Here is a 20,255-nt window from a genome sequence, read left to right on the forward strand (position 1 = left end):
AATGCCAGAGCGCCCAAAATGCCAGTTCAGAAGGCAGCGCACAAAGCGTGGGAGAGACACCGGACATAAACCTGCCGACCGGCCCCATTGCGGCGTATGACGGGTATTGGAGTGCTGCGGGCCAACCGTCCATAAAAGACATCACAGAAAACACACCCTGACAGCGTCCCACGCCACCAAAGTCGGTTAAACCTCGATTTGATGGAGCTTGGATCGCCACAGACTAAACAATCGGCCAGAGCATCCAGTGCTGATCGATCTGTCGTGTTCATTACTTTATCTGTCCCACTCCCGACCGTGAAAGCGCTTGCCTGGCATTCTCCTGGGACGATCGTTCCGTTAGGATCAAGGGTCTGGTTTGCGCAAGATCCGCGCAAGGAGCTCAGAGAGAGACAGAACGGATGCTGAACAGTAACTCCCTCAGAAAACTCGATATGCAAGACCTCATGGTATTTAACGCCGTGTACGAGCAAAGCAGCGTGACCGGTGTATCCGAGGCGCTGTGTGTCAGCCAGTCAACGGTCAGCTACTGCCTCAAAAAACTGCGGACCTGTTTCGACGACGAGTTGTTCATCAACACCCGCACCGGCATGCGCCCCACTTATAAAGCCGAGGGCATGTACAACCACGTGCGCACCATCTTGCAGAGCATCAACCTGTGTCATGCCGGCGCGGCCACGGTTGATCCCGCCCGGCAAGCCATCAAGCGCCTGAAGGCTTGCCGGGATTCACCTTGAACACCCCCGTGCAACCAGAACGCTGATAGCGCCTGGCTGCGCGAGCGGATCGTCAAGGCCCGAGGCATCAGCCCCTCAAACGCCGACGACCGCCTTGGCATAGGGGCCTCGATCGATGTCGAGGATTTCCACGCACAGTTGCACGGAAACGTCAGCTGGCCAGTCGCCCACCTCCTGGATCACGGCCAGCAGTTTTTCGGCCAACTGCTTCTTGACCTCTGGCGAACGGCCGCTCAACAAGGCCAGCTTCACGTGCACGAAACCTCGCTTTTCGAAAACCGTGCCCACCAGGAAATTCTCGATTTTCAAAGCCCGGCTTTTGATGTCCGATTCGGCAGCAAACTGACCGGAAGCCACCAGCGCATTATTCAGGCGCAACAGTACGACCCCCTCGTCCAACTTGGGCAGGTTGGCGGTGTACTCCATGTGCAGGTGAGGCATGTATTCGACTCCTGTTCGAAAATATGACGATGTGGTTTCAGCCGTCGCAACCATACCTCGACTTGACTTTGCTCACGCAGGTTTTGTTGGGTCGACGGTGGCCGGTTCGCCACCGGTCGTCGGCTCCAGGCGCCGACCATCGCGAACGTTGCGATTCATCCATCGCCCACGCGCGCATTCACTTACGCGACAGCGCTGCAATTATTGGCAATATTTCATCACTATTGGAAACGTATTTGCGGTAGCGAAAAGTACCCGTTTGGCTAGGCTTGCGAAACATGTTCAAAACATGTCTTGAATGAATTAATCGCAGGGAGCGAACCGATGTACTTTGAGATCTACAGGCAGACCCGAGGCACCCAGAACACTGGAAAAGGCCAATGGCGGTGGCGCTTGAGAGCCGGCAACCATGAAACGATCGCCAGCGGCGAATCCTATGTGAACAAGGCTGACTGCCTTCACGTTATCGGGCTGATCAAGAGCGCCCAGGGCGAGACACCCGTGAAAGAAATCTGAAGCAGCCACGCACTGTACCGACCAGTAAGCTGTCCCGCGTAACAAGCAGCTTGCTGCGACCTGAATCCGGGTCTCGCTTTTTACTGCGCCAAGGCCTATCAGACAGGTATCGTGTGCAGACAAAAAGCGAGAGGCCGGTCTAAATGACTCCATCAAACCGTGATCGCGACTGGCTGGTGCGGGCTCCTGAATCAAGAAAAATGGAACGCATCGAAGCCTATTTCAGTGGCCATGGCTACACCACCCACCGGCATGACACCTACGCCATCGGCGTCACGCTCTGCGGTGTTCAGAGTTTCAATTACCGCCATAGCAAACGCCATAGCCAGCCCGGCGGAACCATCGTCCTGCACCCGGATGAAGTTCACGATGGCGAAGCAGGCACGAGCGAGGGCTTTCGCTACCGGATGTTCTACGTAGAGCCCTCCGTGATCCAGCAAGTGCTGGGCGGCAAACCCTTGCCCTTCATTGAAGGAGGGTTGTCGAACGATCCTCACCTTAATGTCGCTACCCGCAGACTATTGCGCAGCCTGGATCATCCGCTCGATCCGCTGGAAGAGGAGGACGGCCTCTACGATGTGGCCCAGGCCCTCGACAGCGCAGCGGGTAACCGGCGCGGACGGCGGTTGATTGACTACTCGGCGGCAGAACGCGCCCGACTGTTCATTCACGATGCCCTTGACCAACCCATCAGCCTGGATGATCTGGTCCAGGCAAGTGGGCGGGATCGATGGAGCCTGTCCCGGGACTTTCGAGCGCTGTACGGCACCAGCCCCTATCGGTATATCAACCAGCGCCGCCTGAATAAAGCCCGGCACCTGGTTATCCACGGCATGCCATTGAGTGAAGCCGCCCTGGCGTGCGGCTTTTTCGATCAGAGCCACATGACCCGGTTGCATACCCAGGCGTTCGGTATTTCACCGGCACGCTGGATGAAAATGCTGCGTTAACGCCGGGCGCCCGCCCCCAAAAAAGCTGCACAATCATCCAATACCCGCTCAAGCTCAGGCTGTAAGGTCGCTCTCACCCCCTTCACAAGATGAGCATCCCCATGAGCACTCACTACGCCCCCATCAATTTCGCTCAGAAATACACACTCTTCCAGGACCAGTGGGCCCCGAAAGTCGTGGCCGAAATGAACGACTACCAGTTCAAGATCGTCCGGCTCGAAGGAGACTTCATCTGGCACACTCACGCCGACACCGATGAAACCTTCATCGTGCTGGAAGGCGAGCTTCGAATTGATTTTCGCGACGGCGCGGTGACGATTGGCGCGGGCGAGATGTACGTGGTGAAAAAAGGTGTCGAGCACAAGCCCAGCGCCGCACTGGAAGTGAAATTGCTGTTGATCGAGCCTCGCGGCGTCATCAACACAGGCGAAGAAACCAATGAGCGAACAGCAGTCAATGATGTCTGGATCTGACGTCGCCCCGTGACGTAACCGATACCGGGGTCAATCGTACTCGACCTCCTGATGATCACCCAACAGGCGCCGCTGGCGAGGTGTCGCGGTGTTCAACACCGCAGGCATCAGGACAAAACCGTCCTGATGCAGGGCCCGCAAGCGGTCGCCAGTGAGCGCCGCCAAGGGTGGGAGGGAGGCCACGATCGCGCCTGCCTCAGGTGCGGAAACGGCCGGTCAATTCCGCCAATGTCCTCGAGAGGCCGGAAAGCTGCTGGCTGGCATGCATGCTCTGGGCAGAGTTCTGCGCCGCTTCGTTGGACAGGTCGCGGATATCGGAGATGTTACGGGCGATTTCCTCAGTGACGCTGCTCTGCTCTTCACAAGCGTTGGCGATCTGCGCGGCCATGTCGTTGATCCGCTGTATGGAACCGCCGGTGCCGCTGAGCACCTGATCCACACTCGCCGCCCGCTCGACGCTGTCACGGGCCTTGGTGCTACCGACGTGCATCGCTTGTACGGCCTTGGCGACGCCCGATTGCAAGCGCTCGATGCGGACCTGGATGTCTTTGGTCGAATCCTGGGTCCGTGCCGCCAACGCCCTGACTTCGTCAGCCACGACGGCAAAACCGCGGCCTTGTTCACCGGCCCGCGCAGCCTCGATGGCGGCGTTCAGCGCAAGCAGGTTGGTCTGTTCAGCGATGCCACGAATCACCTCGAGGACCGCGCCGATGCTGGACGTTTCCTGGGCCAAGGCTTCGATGGTTCCCGATGCGCTTTCCACTTCCTGGGCCAGTTGGCGGATCGATTCGATGGTGCTGCTGACAACCTCGGCGCCATCGCGGGACTGACTGGTGGCCTGTTGTGCGGCGTCCGAGGCGTTCAGCGCGTTGTGAGCGACTTCATGCACGGCGGCGCTCATCTGAGTCGCGGCGGTGCTGACCTGATCGAGCGCCGCATGCTCGCTGCTGATCAGTTGGTCGTTGGTCGCGGCCATGCTGGCCATGGCGCGTGCCGCGGCATCGACCTCTCCGGTCACCCGGCCCACCTCGGCGATCAGCGGCTGCAGTTTGTCGAGAAAGCGGTTGAACGCGCTACCGAGCTGGCCCAGTTCGTCAGCCGAACGGACCTCAAGACGCGCCTTCAAATCGCCGCCACCCTCTGCAATCTGCTCGACGCGGCTGAGCAAGCGACGCATAGGGCGCAACACGACCATTGGCAGGGCAACCACCACCAGAATGCAGCCAAGCAGACCGATCAACAGAATGCCGCCCTGATGCAACCCCACTTCCTCGCCATTTTCTATCGCCGCGTCACCCTCGCGGTGGGACGCCTGATCTTCCAGCTCGCCCAACTTGTCGATGGAATCACGCATGGTATCGAACAGGCGTTCGCTGTCACCAAAACTCAGTTTGCTGGCCGCCTCCATATCCCCCACGGACAGCTCCATGACCCGTCGCGAAACCTGCTTCCACTTGGCGAAACCGTCATTGAACTGACTGACCAACGCCAGCGCTTCGGCCCCCGGCTGCATCGCGGCGTATTGCTGCACACGATCAAAAGCCTGCGTCGTATTCTCCTCATGACTGGCGCTCAGCGCCGTCAGATGCTCGTCCGCATGACCGTCAAGGAGGCTGCGCTCAGCCACGAAGGCCTGATAGAGATCGCGATCGGCATTGAGCAACAGGCTGATGGCCGGCAAGTAACGCTTGGTCAGCTGTGTGCTGGACTGCGTCACCTGATCAATGCCACGCATGCCCGACCACCCCATTAACACCAACAACAGCGCCAGGAAAGCAATCGGCAGGGTGATTTTCCAGCGAAAACCCAGGTCGGCAAAGAACCGCATCATGGGGGGCACTCCTTCTATGGGGGTTAGCTTACCTATCGGCAGGCATGCCTTGAGCTATAGACCATTAGTCTGATTGACACAAAGCTTTCGCCGTTGGGAAGGCTGTGGTTATGCAGGTTGCGGAGTGGGTCGGGGTGGAAGAAAAAGGTGGGTTGGAGGCAGGAGCGGCGGGGAATTTTCTGACATTTACCGCCCACATAATTCAGGGAATTTTCTGACTCATCATCTGATTGAGGATTTCTACAGAAGGGCCCTATAGTCCAAGCGTCGTTCGTAAGAGCAGCTCGGGTTTGGCGACTCGATGACAAATGGTAAGAAGGCCCTCAATCAAATGGAATGTAGAAAATGAATAGATACATGGCGCTTACCAGTAATGCCGACGTATGCCCTAAACCAAACGCCAAAAACGAAAAAACCCCTGAAATGTTCAACCATTTCAGGGGCTTAGTCGTATTCAATTATGGCGGAGAGATAGGGATTTGAACCCTAGGTACTGTCGCCAGTACAACGGATTTCGAATCCGTCCCGTTCGGCCACTCCGGCATCTCTCCAGTGGCGCGCATCATACCAGCACATTCGCCGGAAGCGAACCCCCGGGCGAAATTTTTTCCGTGCTATCAGATGCTTGCGTCGATTACAGCGGTACGCCCAGACGCTGGGCAACTTCTTCGTAGGCTTCGATGACGTCACCGAGGCCCTGGCGGAAGCGGTCTTTGTCCATCTTCTTCTTGGTGTCTTTGTCCCAGAGGCGGCAGCCGTCCGGGCTGAATTCGTCACCCAAGACGATGGAGCCGTCGCTGAACACGCCGAACTCAAGCTTGAAGTCCACCAGCAGCAGGCCGGCGTCGTCGAACAGCTTGGTCAGCACTTCGTTGACTTTGAGGGACAATTCCTTCATGCGCGCCAGTTGCTCGGCGGTGCCCCAACCGAATGCCACGACGTGAGATTCGTTGATGAACGGGTCGCCCTTGGCGTCGTCCTTCAGGAACAGCTCGAAGGTGTAGGGGTTGAGCTTCATGCCCTCTTCCACACCCAGGCGCTTGACCAGGCTGCCGGCGGCGTAGTTACGCACGACGCATTCGACCGGGATCATGTCCAGCTTCTTGACCAGGCACTCGTTGTCGCCCAGCAACTTGTCGAATTGGGTCGGCACGCCAGCGGCTTCGAGTTTCTGCATGATGAAGGCGTTGAACTTGTTGTTCACCATGCCCTTGCGGTCCAGCTGTTCGATGCGCTTGCCGTCGAACGCCGAGGTGTCGTTGCGAAACAGCAGGATCAAGCGGTCTGCGTCGTCGGTCTTGTAAACCGATTTGGCTTTGCCGCGGTAGAGTTCTTCACGTTTTTCCATGATGGGCTCCGCTTGCTAAGTAGATGGGCTAGGCGATATGTCGCCAGTCGAGCCCTGAATCTTGATCGGCCAGTTGCAGCCAGTCCGGGTCGCACCCAAGGGTGTCGACGAAACATTGCCGGGCCAGCTGCGGCAGGTTGTTCTTGCTGCTCAGATGGGCCAGGACCAGGTGTTGCAGGCCTTGCCAGCCCAACTCGGCCACCAGGAACGCCGCCTGGTGGTTGTTCAAATGTCCGCGCTCCCCGCCTACCCGCTGCTTGAGAAAGTACGGGTAGTACCCGCGCGCCAGCATGTCACGGCAGTGGTTGGACTCGATCATCAAAGCATCGAGATCGCGGTAGCTGTCCATCACCCTGTCGCAATACGAACCCAGGTCGGTCAGCAACCCAAAGCGCCGCTCACCGTCGCTGAACACATACTGCGTGGGCTCCCGGGCGTCGTGCGCCACGCTGACCACGCTGACCTCCAGGGCACCAATGCGCAGTTGCTCACCACCGGCCACCAAGCCTGCAGGTTCGAGGGGCTTACGCAGGCCCTCCAGTGTTCCGCGGCTCAGGTATACCGGCAGATTGTAGCGCCGAGACAGCAAACCCACGCCATGCACGTGGTCGGCATGTTCGTGGGTCACGAGTATCGCGCTCAGTTGCGCCGGGTGCACACCCAGGCGCAACAGGCGCTTCTCGGTTTCTCGCAAGGAGAAACCACAATCGACCAGCACATACGTGCCGGCGCTGGCTATCAGCGTGCCGTTCCCTTGGCTACCGCTGCCGAGAACGGCAAAACGCATCGGATCAGCCCAGGTTATCCTGAATCACGCTCAACACCTGGCGGGCCACATCGGCCGGCGCCACGGTGTTGATGTTTTTCTCGACAGTCACCTGAACGTTGTCACCCACCTTGCTCAGGCGAACCTGATAACGCTCGGCGCGGGCTTCAATTTCTTCCTTGTCCGGCTTACTGCCGAACAGACCACTGAAGAAACCCGGTTTCTCATCTTTATTCTCGGCCTTTTCGGCGAGGTTGATGTAGTACAGGCCCAGGCTGCGGTTGATGTCTTCCACCCGCCATTCACCCTGCTCCAGCGCACGACCCACACTCGACCAGGCGCGATCCAGGTCGGAGCCGACGTTGAGCACCGGGTTGCCGCTGCCGTCTTCGCTCAGGCTGACGCGGCTCGGAACGTCGAAATCCCGGGATGCAAGCATCGAAACCGAACCGCCCTGTTCTGCGGTACGGCTCATGCTGGCGAGCATGTCGTCCACCAGCGCGGCGTCCAGCCCGGTGTTGACCGAACGGTTGGTGAAGGCCACATCGGCAGTGCTGCCAGCGGGACGCTCGGCGCTGACCACGTAGATTTCACTGGTGTTGCGCTGCACGCCCGGCTCGATGCGAACCCGCACGCGGCTTTCACTGTCGGCACCGACACCGGCGGCGCTCAAGCGCTTGGCCACGGCGGCGGACAGCTCATCGGCACGTTGCCAGGTGGTGGTGAACTCGCCCGTTTGCGGGCGCTGCTCATCCAGGCGGAAACCGTTGTCCTGGAAGAACTGGATCGCCACGGGCCAGACTTCGGCCGGCGGATGCTGGGCCATGACCCAGCTTGAATCGCCGCTCTTCTGCAGGGTGTAGTCGCTGGCATCGGCCAAGGCCGAGAGCGGCTGTGGACGGGGAACGACGTATTCGCCCTTGACGCTGTCATCCGCCACGTTACGCGGGATCGGCAACAGCGGATCCAGGCGTTTGGCGACGCTGACATCGGTCGGGATTTGCATCGGTGCAGTCTGTTGCGCTTCCAGGTAATCGCTACCACGGTCGCGGAAGTAACCTTCCGGGCCCCAGACCCATCCGCAGCCACTGGTGCTGGAGATAATCAAGGCAAGTGCGGAAAGTCCGGCCATTCGCTTCATGCGTTGTACTTCCTCAATTAAACCAGGACGCCCGACTGGCGCATGGCCTGCCGAAGCGGTTCGTGACAGGCTTCGCTCAACCAGGTGAGCGGCAAACGGATGCCTTGGTGCATCAGGCCCATTTCAACCAAAGCCCACTTCACCGGAATCGGGTTGGCTTCGATGAACAGGTCCCTGTGCAGCGGCATCAGTTTTTCGTTGATTGCCCGCGCGGTCTCGGCATCGCCCTTGAGCGCCGCCTCGCACAGGTCGGCCATTTCGCGCGGAGCGACGTTGGCGGTGACGGAGATATTGCCCTTGCCGCCCAGCAGGATCAGTTCGACCGCGGTCGGATCATCGCCGGACAGCACGATGAAATCATCGCTCACGCCAGCGAGGATGGCTTTGGCGCGGTCCAGGTCGCCGGTGGCTTCCTTGATGCCGATGATGTTCGGCACGGTGGAGAGGCGAATCACGGTCTCGGCCTGCATGTCGCAGGAGGTGCGGCCGGGAACGTTGTAGAGGATCTGCGGGATGTCCACAGCCTCGGCAATGTGCTTGAAGTGCTGGTACAAGCCTTCCTGGGTTGGCTTGTTGTAATACGGCACGACGAGAAGGCAAGCGTCGGCACCGGCTTCCTTGGCGTTGCGGGTCAGTTCGACGGCTTCGCGGGTCGAGTTGGCGCCGGTACCGGCGATCACCGGAATCTTTCCGGCTACCTGTTTGACCACGGCGCGGATGACTTCGATGTGCTCGTTGACGTCGAGGGTTGCCGACTCGCCAGTGGTACCGACGGCGACAATGGCATGGGTGCCGTTTTCAAGGTGGAAGTCCACGAGTTTGCTGAGGCTGACCCAGTCAAGACGCCCTTGTGCATCCATGGGTGTGACCAGTGCCACCATACTGCCCGCAATCATGAAACCGCTCCTGCCGGAAAAAGAGAGCGGTAATGGTACTGGCGCCAAGATGCTTGTACAAGCGAACTACCATTCCCCTTGGCGATGGTTTTCGCTACCCTTCAGGCTTTGATCGGTACCGATAAGCTCATACGCCGGTTCCCAGCCTCCGTTATTCGTCGCCACAAGCCCCATTCCTGCGTTTGTCTTGCCGCATTTTCGCCATCCCGGAATGCAGCGCAACCCAGGCAAAGGGCTTGAGTCGTTCGTTTCTCCAGGTTTGTCGCCGTGCCGAGCTGCAAAAGTACCGACCGCTCATCGCTTTAGGAATGCTGCATGTCCACCCCCACAGTCCGCGAACAATTCCTTGTTATCAGTGCCCTTGGCGCCAACCCCATGGAGCTGACTAACGTCCTGTGCCGCGCCAGCCATGAAAATCGCTGCGCCGTCGTAACCTCACGCCTGACCCGTCACGGCGAATGCAGTGCGCTCGTGCTTGAGATCTCCGGCAGTTGGGACGCCCTGGCCCGCCTGGAAGCCAGCTTGCCGGCGCTGGCCAAGAAACACGCCTTCACCGTCAACGTGGTGCGCAGCGCCGCCCTGGAGAACCGTCCCCAGGCCCTGCCCTACGTGGCGTATGTGAGTTCGGCCTATCGCCCGGATATCATCAATGAGCTGTGCCAGTTCTTCATGGACCACCATGTCGAGCTGGAGAACCTGACCTGCGACACCTACCAGGCCCCGCAGACAGGCGGCACCATGCTCAATGCCACGTTTACCGTGACACTGCCGGCCGGCACCCAGATCAGTTGGCTGCGCGATCAGTTCCTGGATTTCGCCGATGCGATGAACCTCGATGCCTTGATCGAACCGTGGCGCCCCCAAAACCCAATGTAAGGAAACGTTCATGGCCGTTGCCATCGACCAACCGGTTACCGACTTCCAGGCGCCCGCCACCAGCGGGCACACGGTCAGCCTCGCGGCCCTCAAAGGCAAGCAGGTGGTGATTTACTTCTACCCCAAGGACAGCACCCCGGGCTGTACTACCGAGGGCCAGGGCTTTCGTGACCAGTACGCCCAGTTCCAGGCCGCCAACACCGAAGTGTTCGGCGTCTCCCGGGACAGCCTCAAGTCCCACGAGAACTTCAAGTGCAAGCAGGCGTTTCCGTTCGAGCTGATCAGCGACAAGGACGAGGCCGTATGCCAGCTGTTCGACGTGATCAAGCTGAAAAAGCTCTATGGCAAGGAATACCTGGGCGTTGATCGCAGCACGTTCCTGATCGACAAGGATGGCGTGCTACGCCAGGAGTGGCGCGGTGTGAAGGTGCCCGGGCATGTGGATGCGGTGTTGGCGGCGGCGCAGGCCCTGAACAAGGCCTGACTTTTGGAGCGCCTGCTCCACCCCCTTCGCGAGCAAGCCCGCTCCCACATGGTTAGATTGTCGCAGATCCAGGTGGGAGCGGGCTTGCTCGCGAAGGGGCCATCAGCCTCACCGGCTGATTCAGATTGACCGCTACAGCAACGGCGCCACCACCGGCTCCCGGCTCGGCCACGCATCCAGCACAGCCTTGAACAGTGTTGCCAGGGGAATGGCAAAGAACACGCCCCAAAACCCCCACAGCCCGCCAAACAGCAATACCGCGCAGATGATCACCACCGGATGCAGGTTCACCGCTTCGGAGAACAGCAGCGGCACCAGCACGTTGCCATCGAGCACCTGGATGATCCCGTAGACAGCCATCAGATAAATGAACTGATCGCTCCACCCCCACTGGAACAGCGCAATCAACGCCACGGGCACGGTCACCACCACGGTCCCGACATAAGGCACCACCACCGAAATGCCCACCAGCAGCGCCAGCAATGCCGCGTAATTGAGCCCAAGGGCCACGAAGCCGATATAGGTCACGCCGCCGCAGATGAAAATCTCAATGACCTTTCCGCGAATGTAGTTGGCGATCTGGCGATTCATTTCCTGGGCCACCCGGGTGATCAGCGCCCGCTCGCGGGGCAGATAGCCACGAACCCAGCGCCCGATCATTTCCCGGTCCTTGAGAAAGAAAAACACCAGGATCGGCACCAGCACCAGGTAGATCATGATGTTCACCAGCAGCGGCAGGCTGGACAAAGAAAACGTCAGTGCCCACTGGCCGAACTTGCCGATCTGGCCGCGCACCACCTCGATGGCCTGCAGTACCTGTTCATCGGACACCAGATGCGGATAGCGCTCCGGCAACAGCAACAACAACGACTGCCATTTGGCGAGCATCCCGGGTAATTCATTGAACAGGGTCACCAACTGATGCCAGAGCAGCGGCATGATCACCACGACGAACACCACCAGCAATCCCATGAACAGGGCGAATACCAGCCCTACCGCCATGGCGCCAGGCAGCCGCATCCGTTCCAGCGTCGTGACCAGCCCTTGCATCAGGTACGCCAGCACCATCCCTGCCAGCACCGGCGCGAGCATGCCACCCAGCGTGAGGACTGCCGTGAAGGCCAGGAACAGCAACACTGCCAGCACCACCGCCTCTTCGTCGGAGAAGTAGCGCTGGATCCAGTCGCGTAACACTTTGAACATTAAAAATCCTTAAGGGCCGCTGTGGTTTTTTCAGGCTTTCTTCAGCCAGTAACGGTAGACGCCGTTATCGTCTTCTTCACGCAGCAGCGTGTGACCGGCCAACCGGGCAAAGGTGCGGAAATCACGCTGGGAGCCTGCATCCGTCGCGGTCACCTTGAGCACGGCACCGCTGGCCAGGCGATTGAGTTCCAGCTTGGCCTTGAGCAGGGGCAACGGACAATTCAGGCCGCTGGCGTCCAGTTCGGCATCGGGGGCTACAGCATCGGTCATCGGTTCACTCCGCAGCGGGTCGTTGGGCGACTTAGAATATCTGGTCCCGGGCCTGGTGTCCGGCTACAGTAGGGTCTTTGTCGACTAAGGCTTCGTGCATGACATTTCTGCGCCCCACCCTGCTGACGCTCGCTTGCCTGCTTGCCTCACCGGGCTTCGCCGACGACCTGCCGTCACTTGGCGACGCCAGTTCTGCCATCGTCTCGCCACAACAGGAGCACCAGTTGGGCCGCGCCTGGCTGGCCTTGCTGCGTAGTCAGGTCTCACAGCTCAACGATCCACAGCTCAAGGACTACGTCGAGTCCAGCGTTTACAAACTGGTGGAGACCAGCCAGGTCAACGACCGACGCCTGGAGTTCATCCTGATCAACAGCCCCCAGCTCAACGCCTTCGCCGCACCCGGCGGAATCGTCGGGGTCAACGGTGGACTGTTCCTCAACGCGCAGACCGAAGGGGAATACGCCTCGGTCATGGCCCACGAACTGGCGCACTTGTCGCAACGCCACTTTGCCCGGGGCGTCGAAGCCCAACAACGCATGCAGGTGCCGATGATGGCAGCGTTGCTGGCTGGCATTGTGATCGCCGCCGCCGGTGGTGGGGATGCCGGGATCGCGGCGATTGCCGGCACCCAGGCGGCCGCCATCCAGGAACAACGGCGCTTCTCTCGTCAGAATGAGCAGGAGGCGGACCGCATCGGCATCCAGAACCTGGAAAAGGCCGGCTATGATCCACGGTCCATGCCGACCATGTTCGAACGGCTGATGCGCCAGTACCGTTTCGACGCCAGGCCTCCTGAATTCCTGATGACTCACCCGGTGACCGAATCCCGAATTGCTGACACCCGCAACCGCGCCGAACAGGCAAGGCCAGGTGGCATCGAGGACAGCATGCGCTATCAATTGATTCGCGCACGGGTCAAGTTGATCTACGAAGAAACGCCAGGGCTGGGCGCCAAGCGCTTCCGGGCGCAACTGGATGAAAACCCGAAGAACGACGTGGCCCGCTATGGCTTGGCGATCGCGCAGATCAAGGGCGGCCAGTTGAATGAGGCCCGGGAAAACCTCAAGCCGTTACTGGCCAAATCGCCTAACGAGATCATCTATAACCTGGCCCAGGTCGATCTGGATATCACCAGCAACAAACTGCCGGACGCTCAGGCTCGCGTCGACCGGATGCTGGCCCAGTACCCGGGCAACTATCCGCTCAATCAGGTGCGTGTCGACCTGCTGCTCAAGCAGAACCGCCCCGCCGACGCCGAGAAAGCGCTTGAGGGCCTGCTCAAGACTCGCCCGGACGACCCGGACGTCTGGTACATGGTGGCAGAGACTCGGGGGCTGTCGGGCAACATCATCGGCCTGCACCAGGCCCGCGCCGAATACTTCGCCCTGGTAGGCGACTACCGTCAGGCCATCCAGCAACTGGACTTCGCCAAACGACGCGCGGGTAGCAATTTCCCGCTGTCGTCACGCATCGACGCCAGGCAGCGCGAGCTGATGGAGCAGGAGCGCATGGTCAAGGACATGATGGGCTGAGTATTTTTCGGCCACAAAAAAACCGCCTCTCAAGGCGGTTTTTTTGTGGAGGGGGCTAAGCGATCACTCGGCCAGCTTGAAGGTAATGAAACTCGCACGGCCCTGACGCAGCACCCGCATCGAAACCGAACGGTTTTTCGGCAAGGCCTTGGCGATGTCGGTGAACTCTTTGGCCGAACCGATGGCCTGGTTGTTCAAGTGAGTGATGATGTCGCCCGGTTGCAAGCCGATCATGGCCGCAGGACCGTCCTGCACCTCCTTGATCACCACGCCACCTTGCAGTTCCAGGGTCCGTTTTTGCTCCGGCGTAAGCTCCGCCACAGCCACACCCAGACGATTGCTGCTGCGTTCCACGCCTGACTTGGCCAGTGAATCGAGCTCTTTGCCTTCTTCTGGAATGGCGCCGACGGTCAATTCGACGTTTGTGCGCTTGCCTTCACGAATCACTTCCAGATTCGCCTTGGAACCGGCCTTGAGGGCACCTACCAGATGTGGCAGGTCAGCGGACATGACGATCGGCTGACCGTTCATGCTCAGGATCACGTCGCCCACTTGCAGGCCACCCTTGGCAGCCGGACCACCCTCCTGAATCTGCGCCACCAGCGCACCGGCAGGTTTCTCCAGCCCGAACGACTCGGCCAGGTCCTTGTTCACTTCCTGAATGACCACGCCCAACCAGCCACGGCTGACCTTGCCTTCGGTTTTCAGTTGATTGGACACGTCCATGGCGACGTCGATCGGGATCGCGAAGGACACACCCATGAAGCCGCCCGAACGGGTGTATATCTGGGAGTTGATCCCCACGACTTCACCGTCGAGGTTGAACAACGGGCCACCGGAGTTACCTGGGTTGATCGGCACGTCGGTCTGGATGAACGGCACGTAATTTTCGTTTGGCAGGCTGCGACCGATGGCGCTGACAATGCCTTGGGTTACGGTATGGTCGAAGCCGAACGGCGAGCCGATGGCCACAACCCACTGGCCAGCTTTCAGGTCCTGGGATTTGCCCAGCTTGAGGACGGGCAGGTTTTTACCTTCGATCTTCAGCAGCGCCACGTCAGAACGCGGGTCAGTACCGATCAGCTTGGCTTTGAGCTCACTGCGGTCTGCCAGGCGCACCAGGATCTCATCAGCATCGGCGATCACATGATTATTGGTCAGGATGTAACCGTCGGGCGAAATAATGAAGCCCGAGCCCAGGGACTGCGCTTCACGCTGACGGCCACCGCCGGGAGAACGCGGTTGCGGCATCCCGCGCTCGAAGAACTCGCGCAACATTGGTGGCAAACCTTCCAGGTCCGGCATCTGCTGGTCCATCACCCGGCGTTCCGGCAGCTTCTGGGTGGTACTGATGTTCACCACCGCGGGCGAGGCCTGCTCGACCAGCTCGGTGAAGTCAGGCAATTCGACCGCCATGGCGGGAACGGCCTGACCGAGCACAAGCACGGTGGCAAAAATGGAGAGATAGGTTTTCAAGCGTGGTATCGACATACGGCTCCCGTTACGACGAGCGTGGTTAAGCGATATGGAGCAAGAAATACCAGAGGAAGATACGCCGGTATTTTTGTTCCGCAAACAGGCAAGGCCAGAGCCGAGCGGCTCTGACCTATAGAAAAAAAATTGAAGTTTTGCAAATGAAAATACTGACAGGAAGTTTCGGCATTTCGATCAGTCCTGGCGTTGCAAGCCTCTCGCCCAATCGACCCACCCCAGGCAGCTATTGCGTTGCCGTGGCATCGGAACGCATGGAGAGCGCGATCCGTTCCGCTGTACCGATGGGGATTTCGCCGACCACCGTGACCATCATTTCGCCCTGGGGCGTCGTGAGTCGACGCGAAACAGCGGCTGTCGGGCCGAGCTGCGTACGCGTGTCCGTGACGGTCCCGCCGTTCAATGGTTCGAGAAACACCGAGAAACGAGCCAGGCCATCGTCATACATCAGGCTATTGACCTGAACGTTGGTTTCCGGGTCCTTTCTCATTCCACTGCTGGTCAGTTCGAAGCCCGGTGGAAGCCAGTCCGAATGCCATGCAGCTTTCGCCTTGGCGCTTTGAGCCGGGTTCTGCGCTACAACCTTGCATTCGGCAGTGGCTTGCAGGTCACCGTCGGACGGCGCCGTAATATTCAAACGTGTGAACTGAAAACGTTCGAGCAGTTGCCCCTTGTCATTGAGCAACAGAGACTTGAGTGGCAAGCCGGTCTCTCGGTCCAGATGCAGCTCGAACCCATAACGATGCTGATCCTTGGGCGTCAGCGCCACGATCACCGCCGGGCGCCCAGCCACGCGCGACTTGCCAATGACGGCAAGATCATACCAATTCTTGAGTTTTTGCGGATCGAGCGCACGGGCCGTGCCTTCAGGCGTATTCCCCACCCCTGCAATCAAGGAGCCACTTACGCATTGAGTACGTCCATCAATGCGCAGGACTTCCTGTGCCGAGCCGTCAAGCTGGAGTAACCGCTCGCGGACTTTGCCATCCTGGACACGATGCCAGATGTTATGGGTAGAAAAACTACCGTTGCGCTCGTAAACGAAAGTGCCCTGGAAGCTTTGCTGTTGCTCGGCTTGACTCAGACGATTAAGCCAGTCTTGAGCCTCACCGGCATAGGCTGGGATAACGCACCAGCCACCTAGCAAAAGCGAAAATAGAGGTATGGCGCGCAATGGTCCTCCTTAGCGGTTTTCCAGACTGGCTGCACGAGCGTAGGGCAACGCGCTTTCAGTACCTTTCAGGGCAGCTTCCTGGGCATGCTGACGCAGGTAGTTGGGCAGACGCTGATCATGCCAGCCTGGCTGGCCTTGCAGCACACCGTTGGCCATGGGGCCTGCGACTTCCGAGCTTTCGCTGTAACCGGCCAACACTGCCGGGCCTTTGACCTGTGGAGCGGCCAAGCCAGGCTGGTTGGATTGCTGGGCCATTTGCACACCGGCAATCTCATCCTGGTTGTAGAGGCGAACCCCAGCCAGAACAGCCACCGTCACCGAAGCGGCAACCGCCAGACGACCCAGGTTGCGCCAAGGGCTGCGGGAGGCTTTGGCCGGAACCGCTTCATCAGCCAGTGCAGCAGATACAGCCGCAGCGATGTCAAGACGCGGAAGCAGCAAGTCCTTGTGCATGACAGCCCGGGCAATCTGGTAGCGCGCCCAGGTTTCACGGGTTTCAACATCGTCAAAGGCATTCAATACCCGACGCAATTCCAATTCGTCCGCTTCGTTATCCATCACTGCGGACAGCGATTCCTGCAGGGCTTCACGACTCATGGCGTTCCTCTCTTGGCTGTCGCCGCTGTCTCAGTTTTCCTGCAACAAGGGTTGCAGGGCTTTATCGATGGCCTCCCGAGCGCGGAAAATCCGGGAGCGCACGGTACCCACCGGACACTGCATGACGCTGGCAATGTCCTCGTAACTCAGACCGTCGAATTCACGTAAAGTTAGAGCCGTACGCAAATCTTCGGGCAGTTGCTGGATGGTCCGATGGACAGTGCCTTCGATCTCATCCCGCAGCAACGCTCGTTCCGGTGATTCAAGATCCTTGAGGCCGTGATCGCCATCATAGAACTCTGCATCTTCAGAACTTACATCGCTATCCGGCGGCCGGCGGCCGCGTGAAACCAGATAGTTCTTCGCCGTGTTAATGGCGATGCGGTAAAGCCACGTATAAAACGCGCTGTCTCCGCGAAAATTACCAAGCGCGCGGTAAGCCTTGATGAAGGCTTCCTGAGCAACATCCTGGGCTTCATGGGTGTCGTGCACAAAACGCACGATCAACCCGAGAATTTTGTGCTGGTATTTCAGCACTAGCAGATCGAAAGCTCGCTTGTCGCCGCGTTGAACGCGCTCGACCAGTTGCTGATCCTCTTCCTGGGTTAGCATGAACACTCCTCGATAAGCTCGAAGGAGGCTTGCATTACTAATCGACCGGGCTTGCAACCATAGACTCGGGCTTTTCGCAAAAGTTCTCCCCCTTCAAGCAAGTTTCCGGTGTGCTCTGATCCGGCACACACGAAAAGCGCAGCACGAGATTCCCCGACTGCGCGAATAATCTGTCGCCGGGCCTGTCGGCAAAGATTCAAATCCTAATCCTGCACCAACCCGACGTTGTTCCCTTTTGCAGACAACCGTCTATTGAACCCGGTCGTTCGGCAAAAGTTCCAACTATTTATAGCCTTGCGTATGGAACATCGGGCAACCCTGACGAGATAAACAGTGTTTCATCCACGAAACGGTCGCCTTGTCGCCCATCTACCAAAAGGGTGATCCGACGAAGCGCATCACCATTGTGTCATTCTGGTTTCACATTGCCATGAATACGCCGCTATTGTGCCGATCCCCCTCTCTATATACTAGTGGGCTGCATGGCTGCCTGACCCATTGACGGATGTCTTGCGCCAACCCCGACCCGGGTCGTTTTGAGCGGAAACCTTTCAAATGAGCCAACAGTTCCAACACGATGTTCTGGTAATCGGCAGCGGCGCCGCCGGTTTGAGCCTGGCGCTGACGCTGCCGGAGCATCTGCGCATCGCAGTCCTGAGCAAAGGCGACCTGGCCAACGGTTCGACATTCTGGGCCCAGGGCGGCGTCGCGGCCGTGCTGGATGACACCGACACTATTGAATCGCATGTCGATGACACCCTCAATGCCGGAGGAGGCCTGTGCAATCCAGACGCCGTGCGTTTCACCGTCGAGCACAGCAGGGAAGCCATCCAGTGGCTGATCGACCAGGGCGTCCCGTTCACGCGTGACGAACAATCCGGGACCGAAGACGGTGGTTTCGAGTTTCACCTGACCCGCGAAGGCGGTCACAGTCATCGACGCATCATTCACGCCGCCGATGCCACCGGCGCGGCGATTTTCAAGACCCTGCTGACCCAAGCCCGCCAGCGGCCCAATATCGAGCTTCTGGAACAACGCGTCGCGGTCGATCTGATTACCGAAAAACGCCTGGGCCTGGACGGCGATCGCTGCCTGGGTGCCTACGTGCTCAACCGCGGCACCGGCGAAGTCGACACCTACGGCGCCCGCTTCGTGATCCTCGCCTCCGGTGGCGCCGCGAAGGTCTATCTATACACCAGCAACCCCGACGGCGCCTGCGGGGACGGCATTGCCATGGCCTGGCGCTCGGGCTGCCGGGTGGCGAACCTGGAGTTCAATCAGTTCCACCCAACATGCCTCTACCATCCGCTGGCCAAGAGCTTTTTGATCACCGAGGCCCTTCGCGGCGAAGGTGCTCACCTGAAACTTCCCAACGGCGAGCGCTTCATGCAGCGCTTCGATTCCCGCGCCGAACTGGCACCCCGGGATATCGTCGCCCGGGCCATCGACCATGAAATGAAGCGCCTGGGCATCGACTGCGTCTACCTGGACATCAGCCACAAACCCGAAGCCTTCATCAAGAGCCATTTCCCGACGGTGTACGAGCGCTGCCTGGAATTTTCCATCGACATCACCCAGCAACCGATTCCGGTGGTGCCAGCGGCGCATTACACCTGCGGTGGCGTGATGGTCGACCAACAGGGTCGCACCGACGTACCGGGCCTGTATGCCATTGGCGAAACCAGCTTCACCGGCCTGCACGGCGCCAACCGCATGGCCAGTAACTCGCTGCTGGAATGTTTCGTCTACGCCCGTTCGGCGGCGGCGGACATTCTTGAGCAGTTGCCGCAGATCGGCGCTCCATCCGCCCTGCCCGCGTGGGATGCCAGCCAGGTCACCGACTCGGACGAAGATGTGATCATCGCGCACAACTGGGACGAACTGCGGCGCTTCATGTGGGACTACGTCGGCATCGTGCGCACCAACAAACGCCTGCAAAGGGCGCAGCATCGGGTGCGGCTGTTGCTGGATGAAATCGATGAGTTCTACAGCAACTACAAGGTCAGCCGCGACCTGATCGAGTTGCGCAACCTGGCCCAGGTCGCTGAACTGATGATTCGCTCAGCCATGGAACGCAAGGAGAGCCGCGGGCTGCACTACACCCTCGATTACCCGGGCCTGCTGCCCGAAGCGCTGGACACTATCCTGGTGCCGCCCACCTACGTCGGCTGAACTTGAGCCGAACCCGCAGGCGCCGATGCAGATCCGGCGCCAGCGCATCGCGAGGCACGCACAGCGAGCGAACCCGCCACTCACCCCGCAGGCGAAAACGCAGCACGATAATCATCGGCAGCGCCAGGCTGTCCGGGCGCAACTGCACCGCTTGCCAGCCACCGGCCCTGTTCCATAGCTGCCAGCCATCGGCATCACGACGCAACCGGCAAAAAGCCTGACGGTGGGACAACAATAGATGGCGAGGTAGCGTCCAGGCGCCATGGGCCAGGCACAGCACCACGCCAAGGGCGATTAACCAGAACGGGGCCGACAACAGCAACAACGAACCCAGGGCGAAGGCCTGGGCCAGGAGATAGGCCACCAGCAGTTGCCCGGAGGCCTGCCAGCGGCATTCAAAGCGATTACTTGGGCTGGACACGGTCCAGGATCATCCGAACCATGCGCTGCAACTCCGGGTCCTCGGATTCGCTGCGTTCCATGAACCAGCCGAACATGTCCTGATCCTCGCACTCGAGCAGGCGCACATAGCAGGCACGGTCCACGTCGTTAAGGTGGGGATAAACTTCTTTCACGAACGGCACCAGCAGCACATCAAGCTCAAGCATGCCGCGGCGGCTGTGCCAGTAAAGGCGATTCAGTTCAACATCTTCGACCATGGAGCGCTCCTCAAATAGAGCGCAAGTATACAGGCCCCGCCACGATGGAACAGACAGCTCGGGTCAGGCACCACCGATCCTTTGTG

22 protein-coding genes, 1 tRNA gene and 2 pseudogenes are annotated in these 20,255 nt (G+C 59.5%); 8 read left to right on the plus strand and 17 right to left on the minus strand.

The genetic code is table 11. The features are described 5' to 3' along the window. Positions 1 to 401: 401 nt before the first annotated feature. Positions 402 to 704: pseudogene (locus AAIS01_RS13035) on the plus strand (LysR family transcriptional regulator); the annotation flags it as partial. Positions 705 to 812: 108 nt separating this feature from the next. On the opposite strand, the gene AAIS01_RS13040 reads toward AAIS01_RS13035, so the two are convergent. Next, on the minus strand, positions 813 to 1,178 hold the full coding sequence (locus AAIS01_RS13040; RefSeq protein ID WP_343469294.1) for a 5-carboxymethyl-2-hydroxymuconate Delta-isomerase: 366 nt from the start codon (positions 1,176 to 1,178) through the stop codon (positions 813 to 815). Positions 1,179 to 1,502: 324 nt separating this feature from the next. Here AAIS01_RS13040 and AAIS01_RS13045 point away from each other — a divergent pair, with 324 nt between their 5' ends. The 3 genes from AAIS01_RS13045 to AAIS01_RS13055 all read left to right on the plus strand — a co-directional run bounded on the left by AAIS01_RS13045 (position 1,503) and on the right by AAIS01_RS13055 (position 3,117). Next, the gene (locus tag AAIS01_RS13045) at positions 1,503 to 1,694 is read left to right on the plus strand and encodes a YegP family protein (RefSeq protein WP_214913200.1); all 192 of its coding nucleotides are present in this window, start codon (positions 1,503 to 1,505) and stop codon (positions 1,692 to 1,694) included. 143 nt (positions 1,695 to 1,837) lie between these two features. Further along, positions 1,838 to 2,644, plus strand: a complete 807-nt coding sequence (locus tag AAIS01_RS13050) for an AraC family transcriptional regulator (RefSeq protein ID WP_343469295.1) — start codon at positions 1,838 to 1,840, stop codon at positions 2,642 to 2,644. A gap of 101 nt (positions 2,645 to 2,745) precedes the next feature. Next, the gene (locus AAIS01_RS13055) at positions 2,746 to 3,117 is read left to right on the plus strand and encodes a cupin domain-containing protein (RefSeq protein WP_343469296.1); all 372 of its coding nucleotides are present in this window, start codon (positions 2,746 to 2,748) and stop codon (positions 3,115 to 3,117) included. A gap of 30 nt (positions 3,118 to 3,147) precedes the next feature. Here AAIS01_RS13055 and AAIS01_RS13060 read toward each other — a convergent pair whose 3' ends face one another. The 8 genes and pseudogenes from AAIS01_RS13060 to dapA form a co-directional block, all read right to left on the minus strand. Continuing rightward, positions 3,148 to 3,300, minus strand: a complete 153-nt coding sequence (locus tag AAIS01_RS13060; protein ID WP_343469297.1) for a hypothetical protein — start codon at positions 3,298 to 3,300, stop codon at positions 3,148 to 3,150. A gap of 13 nt (positions 3,301 to 3,313) precedes the next feature. Further along, positions 3,314 to 4,102, minus strand: coding sequence for a methyl-accepting chemotaxis protein (locus tag AAIS01_RS25700; RefSeq protein ID WP_371134788.1), 789 nt, complete (start codon positions 4,100 to 4,102; stop codon positions 3,314 to 3,316). A 69-nt stretch (positions 4,103 to 4,171) separates the two neighbouring features. Further along, positions 4,172 to 4,948 (minus strand): annotated as a pseudogene (locus AAIS01_RS25705) (MCP four helix bundle domain-containing protein); the annotation flags it as partial. Between the two features lie 461 nt (positions 4,949 to 5,409). After that, a tRNA-Ser gene (locus AAIS01_RS13070) sits at positions 5,410 to 5,499 on the minus strand. An 83-nt stretch (positions 5,500 to 5,582) separates the two neighbouring features. Next, entirely contained in the window at positions 5,583 to 6,296 is a 714-nt protein-coding gene (gene purC, locus AAIS01_RS13075) for a phosphoribosylaminoimidazolesuccinocarboxamide synthase (protein WP_025212375.1), read from the minus strand. Between the two features lie 28 nt (positions 6,297 to 6,324). Continuing rightward, entirely contained in the window at positions 6,325 to 7,083 is a 759-nt protein-coding gene (locus AAIS01_RS13080; protein WP_092397343.1) for an MBL fold metallo-hydrolase, read from the minus strand. A gap of 4 nt (positions 7,084 to 7,087) precedes the next feature. Then, positions 7,088 to 8,203 (minus strand): NlpB/DapX family lipoprotein, encoded by a 1,116-nt coding sequence (gene bamC, locus AAIS01_RS13085; RefSeq protein ID WP_343469299.1) that lies wholly within the window; start codon positions 8,201 to 8,203, stop codon positions 7,088 to 7,090. A 17-nt stretch (positions 8,204 to 8,220) separates the two neighbouring features. After that, entirely contained in the window at positions 8,221 to 9,099 is an 879-nt protein-coding gene (gene dapA / locus AAIS01_RS13090) for a 4-hydroxy-tetrahydrodipicolinate synthase (protein ID WP_343469300.1), read from the minus strand. Positions 9,100 to 9,414: 315 nt separating this feature from the next. On the opposite strand from dapA, the gene AAIS01_RS13095 reads away from it, so the two are divergent. Together AAIS01_RS13095 and AAIS01_RS13100 are read left to right on the plus strand one after the other, a co-directional pair. After that, the gene (locus tag AAIS01_RS13095; RefSeq protein ID WP_214913209.1) at positions 9,415 to 9,975 is read left to right on the plus strand and encodes a glycine cleavage system transcriptional repressor; all 561 of its coding nucleotides are present in this window, start codon (positions 9,415 to 9,417) and stop codon (positions 9,973 to 9,975) included. A 10-nt stretch (positions 9,976 to 9,985) separates the two neighbouring features. Then, a complete protein-coding gene (locus AAIS01_RS13100) occupies positions 9,986 to 10,459 on the plus strand; it encodes a peroxiredoxin (protein WP_343469301.1) in 474 nt (157 codons plus the stop codon). A 132-nt stretch (positions 10,460 to 10,591) separates the two neighbouring features. On the opposite strand, the gene AAIS01_RS13105 is transcribed toward AAIS01_RS13100, so the two are convergent. Continuing rightward, the gene (locus AAIS01_RS13105) at positions 10,592 to 11,662 is read right to left on the minus strand and encodes an AI-2E family transporter (protein ID WP_092459920.1); all 1,071 of its coding nucleotides are present in this window, start codon (positions 11,660 to 11,662) and stop codon (positions 10,592 to 10,594) included. Between the two features lie 30 nt (positions 11,663 to 11,692). Then, on the minus strand, positions 11,693 to 11,932 hold the full coding sequence (locus AAIS01_RS13110) for a sulfurtransferase TusA family protein (protein WP_047227968.1): 240 nt from the start codon (positions 11,930 to 11,932) through the stop codon (positions 11,693 to 11,695). A gap of 98 nt (positions 11,933 to 12,030) precedes the next feature. On the opposite strand from AAIS01_RS13110, the gene AAIS01_RS13115 reads away from it, so the two are divergent. Beyond that, positions 12,031 to 13,464, plus strand: coding sequence for a M48 family metalloprotease (locus AAIS01_RS13115; protein ID WP_343469302.1), 1,434 nt, complete (start codon positions 12,031 to 12,033; stop codon positions 13,462 to 13,464). Positions 13,465 to 13,527: 63 nt separating this feature from the next. Here the strand turns inward: AAIS01_RS13115 and AAIS01_RS13120 are convergent, their stop codons facing one another. From AAIS01_RS13120 to rpoE, 4 genes are all read right to left on the minus strand, one after another. Further along, positions 13,528 to 14,955: a DegQ family serine endoprotease gene (locus AAIS01_RS13120; RefSeq protein ID WP_343469303.1), complete on the minus strand. Its 1,428-nt coding sequence runs from the start codon at positions 14,953 to 14,955 to the stop codon at positions 13,528 to 13,530. A 226-nt stretch (positions 14,956 to 15,181) separates the two neighbouring features. Next, on the minus strand, positions 15,182 to 16,129 hold the full coding sequence (locus tag AAIS01_RS13125; RefSeq protein WP_343469304.1) for a MucB/RseB C-terminal domain-containing protein: 948 nt from the start codon (positions 16,127 to 16,129) through the stop codon (positions 15,182 to 15,184). 9 nt (positions 16,130 to 16,138) lie between these two features. Beyond that, the gene (locus AAIS01_RS13130) at positions 16,139 to 16,726 is read right to left on the minus strand and encodes a sigma-E factor negative regulatory protein (RefSeq protein ID WP_256231798.1); all 588 of its coding nucleotides are present in this window, start codon (positions 16,724 to 16,726) and stop codon (positions 16,139 to 16,141) included. A gap of 30 nt (positions 16,727 to 16,756) precedes the next feature. Further along, positions 16,757 to 17,338: an RNA polymerase sigma factor RpoE/AlgU gene (gene rpoE / locus AAIS01_RS13135; protein WP_003172477.1), complete on the minus strand. Its 582-nt coding sequence runs from the start codon at positions 17,336 to 17,338 to the stop codon at positions 16,757 to 16,759. A 555-nt stretch (positions 17,339 to 17,893) separates the two neighbouring features. On the opposite strand from rpoE, the gene nadB reads away from it, so the two are divergent. Continuing rightward, positions 17,894 to 19,510 carry an L-aspartate oxidase gene (nadB, locus tag AAIS01_RS13140; protein WP_343469305.1) on the plus strand — a complete coding sequence of 539 codons (1,617 nt, stop codon included), beginning with the start codon at positions 17,894 to 17,896 and terminating at the stop codon, positions 19,508 to 19,510. On the opposite strand, the gene AAIS01_RS13145 is transcribed toward nadB, so the two are convergent. Together AAIS01_RS13145 and AAIS01_RS13150 are read right to left on the minus strand one after the other, a co-directional pair. Continuing rightward, positions 19,479 to 19,931 (minus strand): protein YgfX, encoded by a 453-nt coding sequence (locus AAIS01_RS13145; protein ID WP_214913217.1) that lies wholly within the window; start codon positions 19,929 to 19,931, stop codon positions 19,479 to 19,481. The genes nadB and AAIS01_RS13145 overlap by 32 nt on opposite strands. Beyond that, positions 19,915 to 20,169, minus strand: a complete 255-nt coding sequence (locus tag AAIS01_RS13150; protein ID WP_007930227.1) for an FAD assembly factor SdhE — start codon at positions 20,167 to 20,169, stop codon at positions 19,915 to 19,917. The genes AAIS01_RS13145 and AAIS01_RS13150 overlap by 17 nt, the downstream gene beginning before the upstream one ends. Positions 20,170 to 20,255 lie beyond the last annotated feature (86 nt).

Origin of the sequence: Pseudomonas halotolerans (assembly GCF_039581215.1) — a bacterium.
Lineage (GTDB): Bacteria > Pseudomonadota > Gammaproteobacteria > Pseudomonadales > Pseudomonadaceae > Aquipseudomonas > Aquipseudomonas tehranensis.

Coding starts and splice junctions, on each gene's coding strand:
- AAIS01_RS13040 (WP_343469294.1), bottom strand. CDS start 1,178: ATGCCTCACCTGCACATGGAGTACACCGCCAACCTGCCCAAGTTGGAC.
- AAIS01_RS13045 (WP_214913200.1), top strand. CDS start 1,503: ATGTACTTTGAGATCTACAGGCAGACCCGAGGCACCCAGAACACTGGA.
- AAIS01_RS13050 (WP_343469295.1), top strand. CDS start 1,838: ATGACTCCATCAAACCGTGATCGCGACTGGCTGGTGCGGGCTCCTGAA.
- AAIS01_RS13055 (WP_343469296.1), top strand. CDS start 2,746: ATGAGCACTCACTACGCCCCCATCAATTTCGCTCAGAAATACACACTC.
- AAIS01_RS25700 (WP_371134788.1), bottom strand. CDS start 4,102: ATGGCCAGCATGGCCGCGACCAACGACCAACTGATCAGCAGCGAGCAT.
- purC (WP_025212375.1), bottom strand. CDS start 6,296: ATGGAAAAACGTGAAGAACTCTACCGCGGCAAAGCCAAATCGGTTTAC.
- AAIS01_RS13080 (WP_092397343.1), bottom strand. CDS start 7,083: ATGCGTTTTGCCGTTCTCGGCAGCGGTAGCCAAGGGAACGGCACGCTG.
- bamC (WP_343469299.1), bottom strand. CDS start 8,203: ATGAAGCGAATGGCCGGACTTTCCGCACTTGCCTTGATTATCTCCAGC.
- dapA (WP_343469300.1), bottom strand. CDS start 9,099: ATGATTGCGGGCAGTATGGTGGCACTGGTCACACCCATGGATGCACAA.
- AAIS01_RS13095 (WP_214913209.1), top strand. CDS start 9,415: ATGTCCACCCCCACAGTCCGCGAACAATTCCTTGTTATCAGTGCCCTT.
- AAIS01_RS13100 (WP_343469301.1), top strand. CDS start 9,986: ATGGCCGTTGCCATCGACCAACCGGTTACCGACTTCCAGGCGCCCGCC.
- AAIS01_RS13105 (WP_092459920.1), bottom strand. CDS start 11,662: ATGTTCAAAGTGTTACGCGACTGGATCCAGCGCTACTTCTCCGACGAA.
- AAIS01_RS13110 (WP_047227968.1), bottom strand. CDS start 11,932: ATGACCGATGCTGTAGCCCCCGATGCCGAACTGGACGCCAGCGGCCTG.
- AAIS01_RS13115 (WP_343469302.1), top strand. CDS start 12,031: ATGACATTTCTGCGCCCCACCCTGCTGACGCTCGCTTGCCTGCTTGCC.
- AAIS01_RS13120 (WP_343469303.1), bottom strand. CDS start 14,955: ATGTCGATACCACGCTTGAAAACCTATCTCTCCATTTTTGCCACCGTG.
- AAIS01_RS13130 (WP_256231798.1), bottom strand. CDS start 16,726: ATGAGTCGTGAAGCCCTGCAGGAATCGCTGTCCGCAGTGATGGATAAC.
- rpoE (WP_003172477.1), bottom strand. CDS start 17,338: ATGCTAACCCAGGAAGAGGATCAGCAACTGGTCGAGCGCGTTCAACGC.
- nadB (WP_343469305.1), top strand. CDS start 17,894: ATGAGCCAACAGTTCCAACACGATGTTCTGGTAATCGGCAGCGGCGCC.
- AAIS01_RS13150 (WP_007930227.1), bottom strand. CDS start 20,169: ATGGTCGAAGATGTTGAACTGAATCGCCTTTACTGGCACAGCCGCCGC.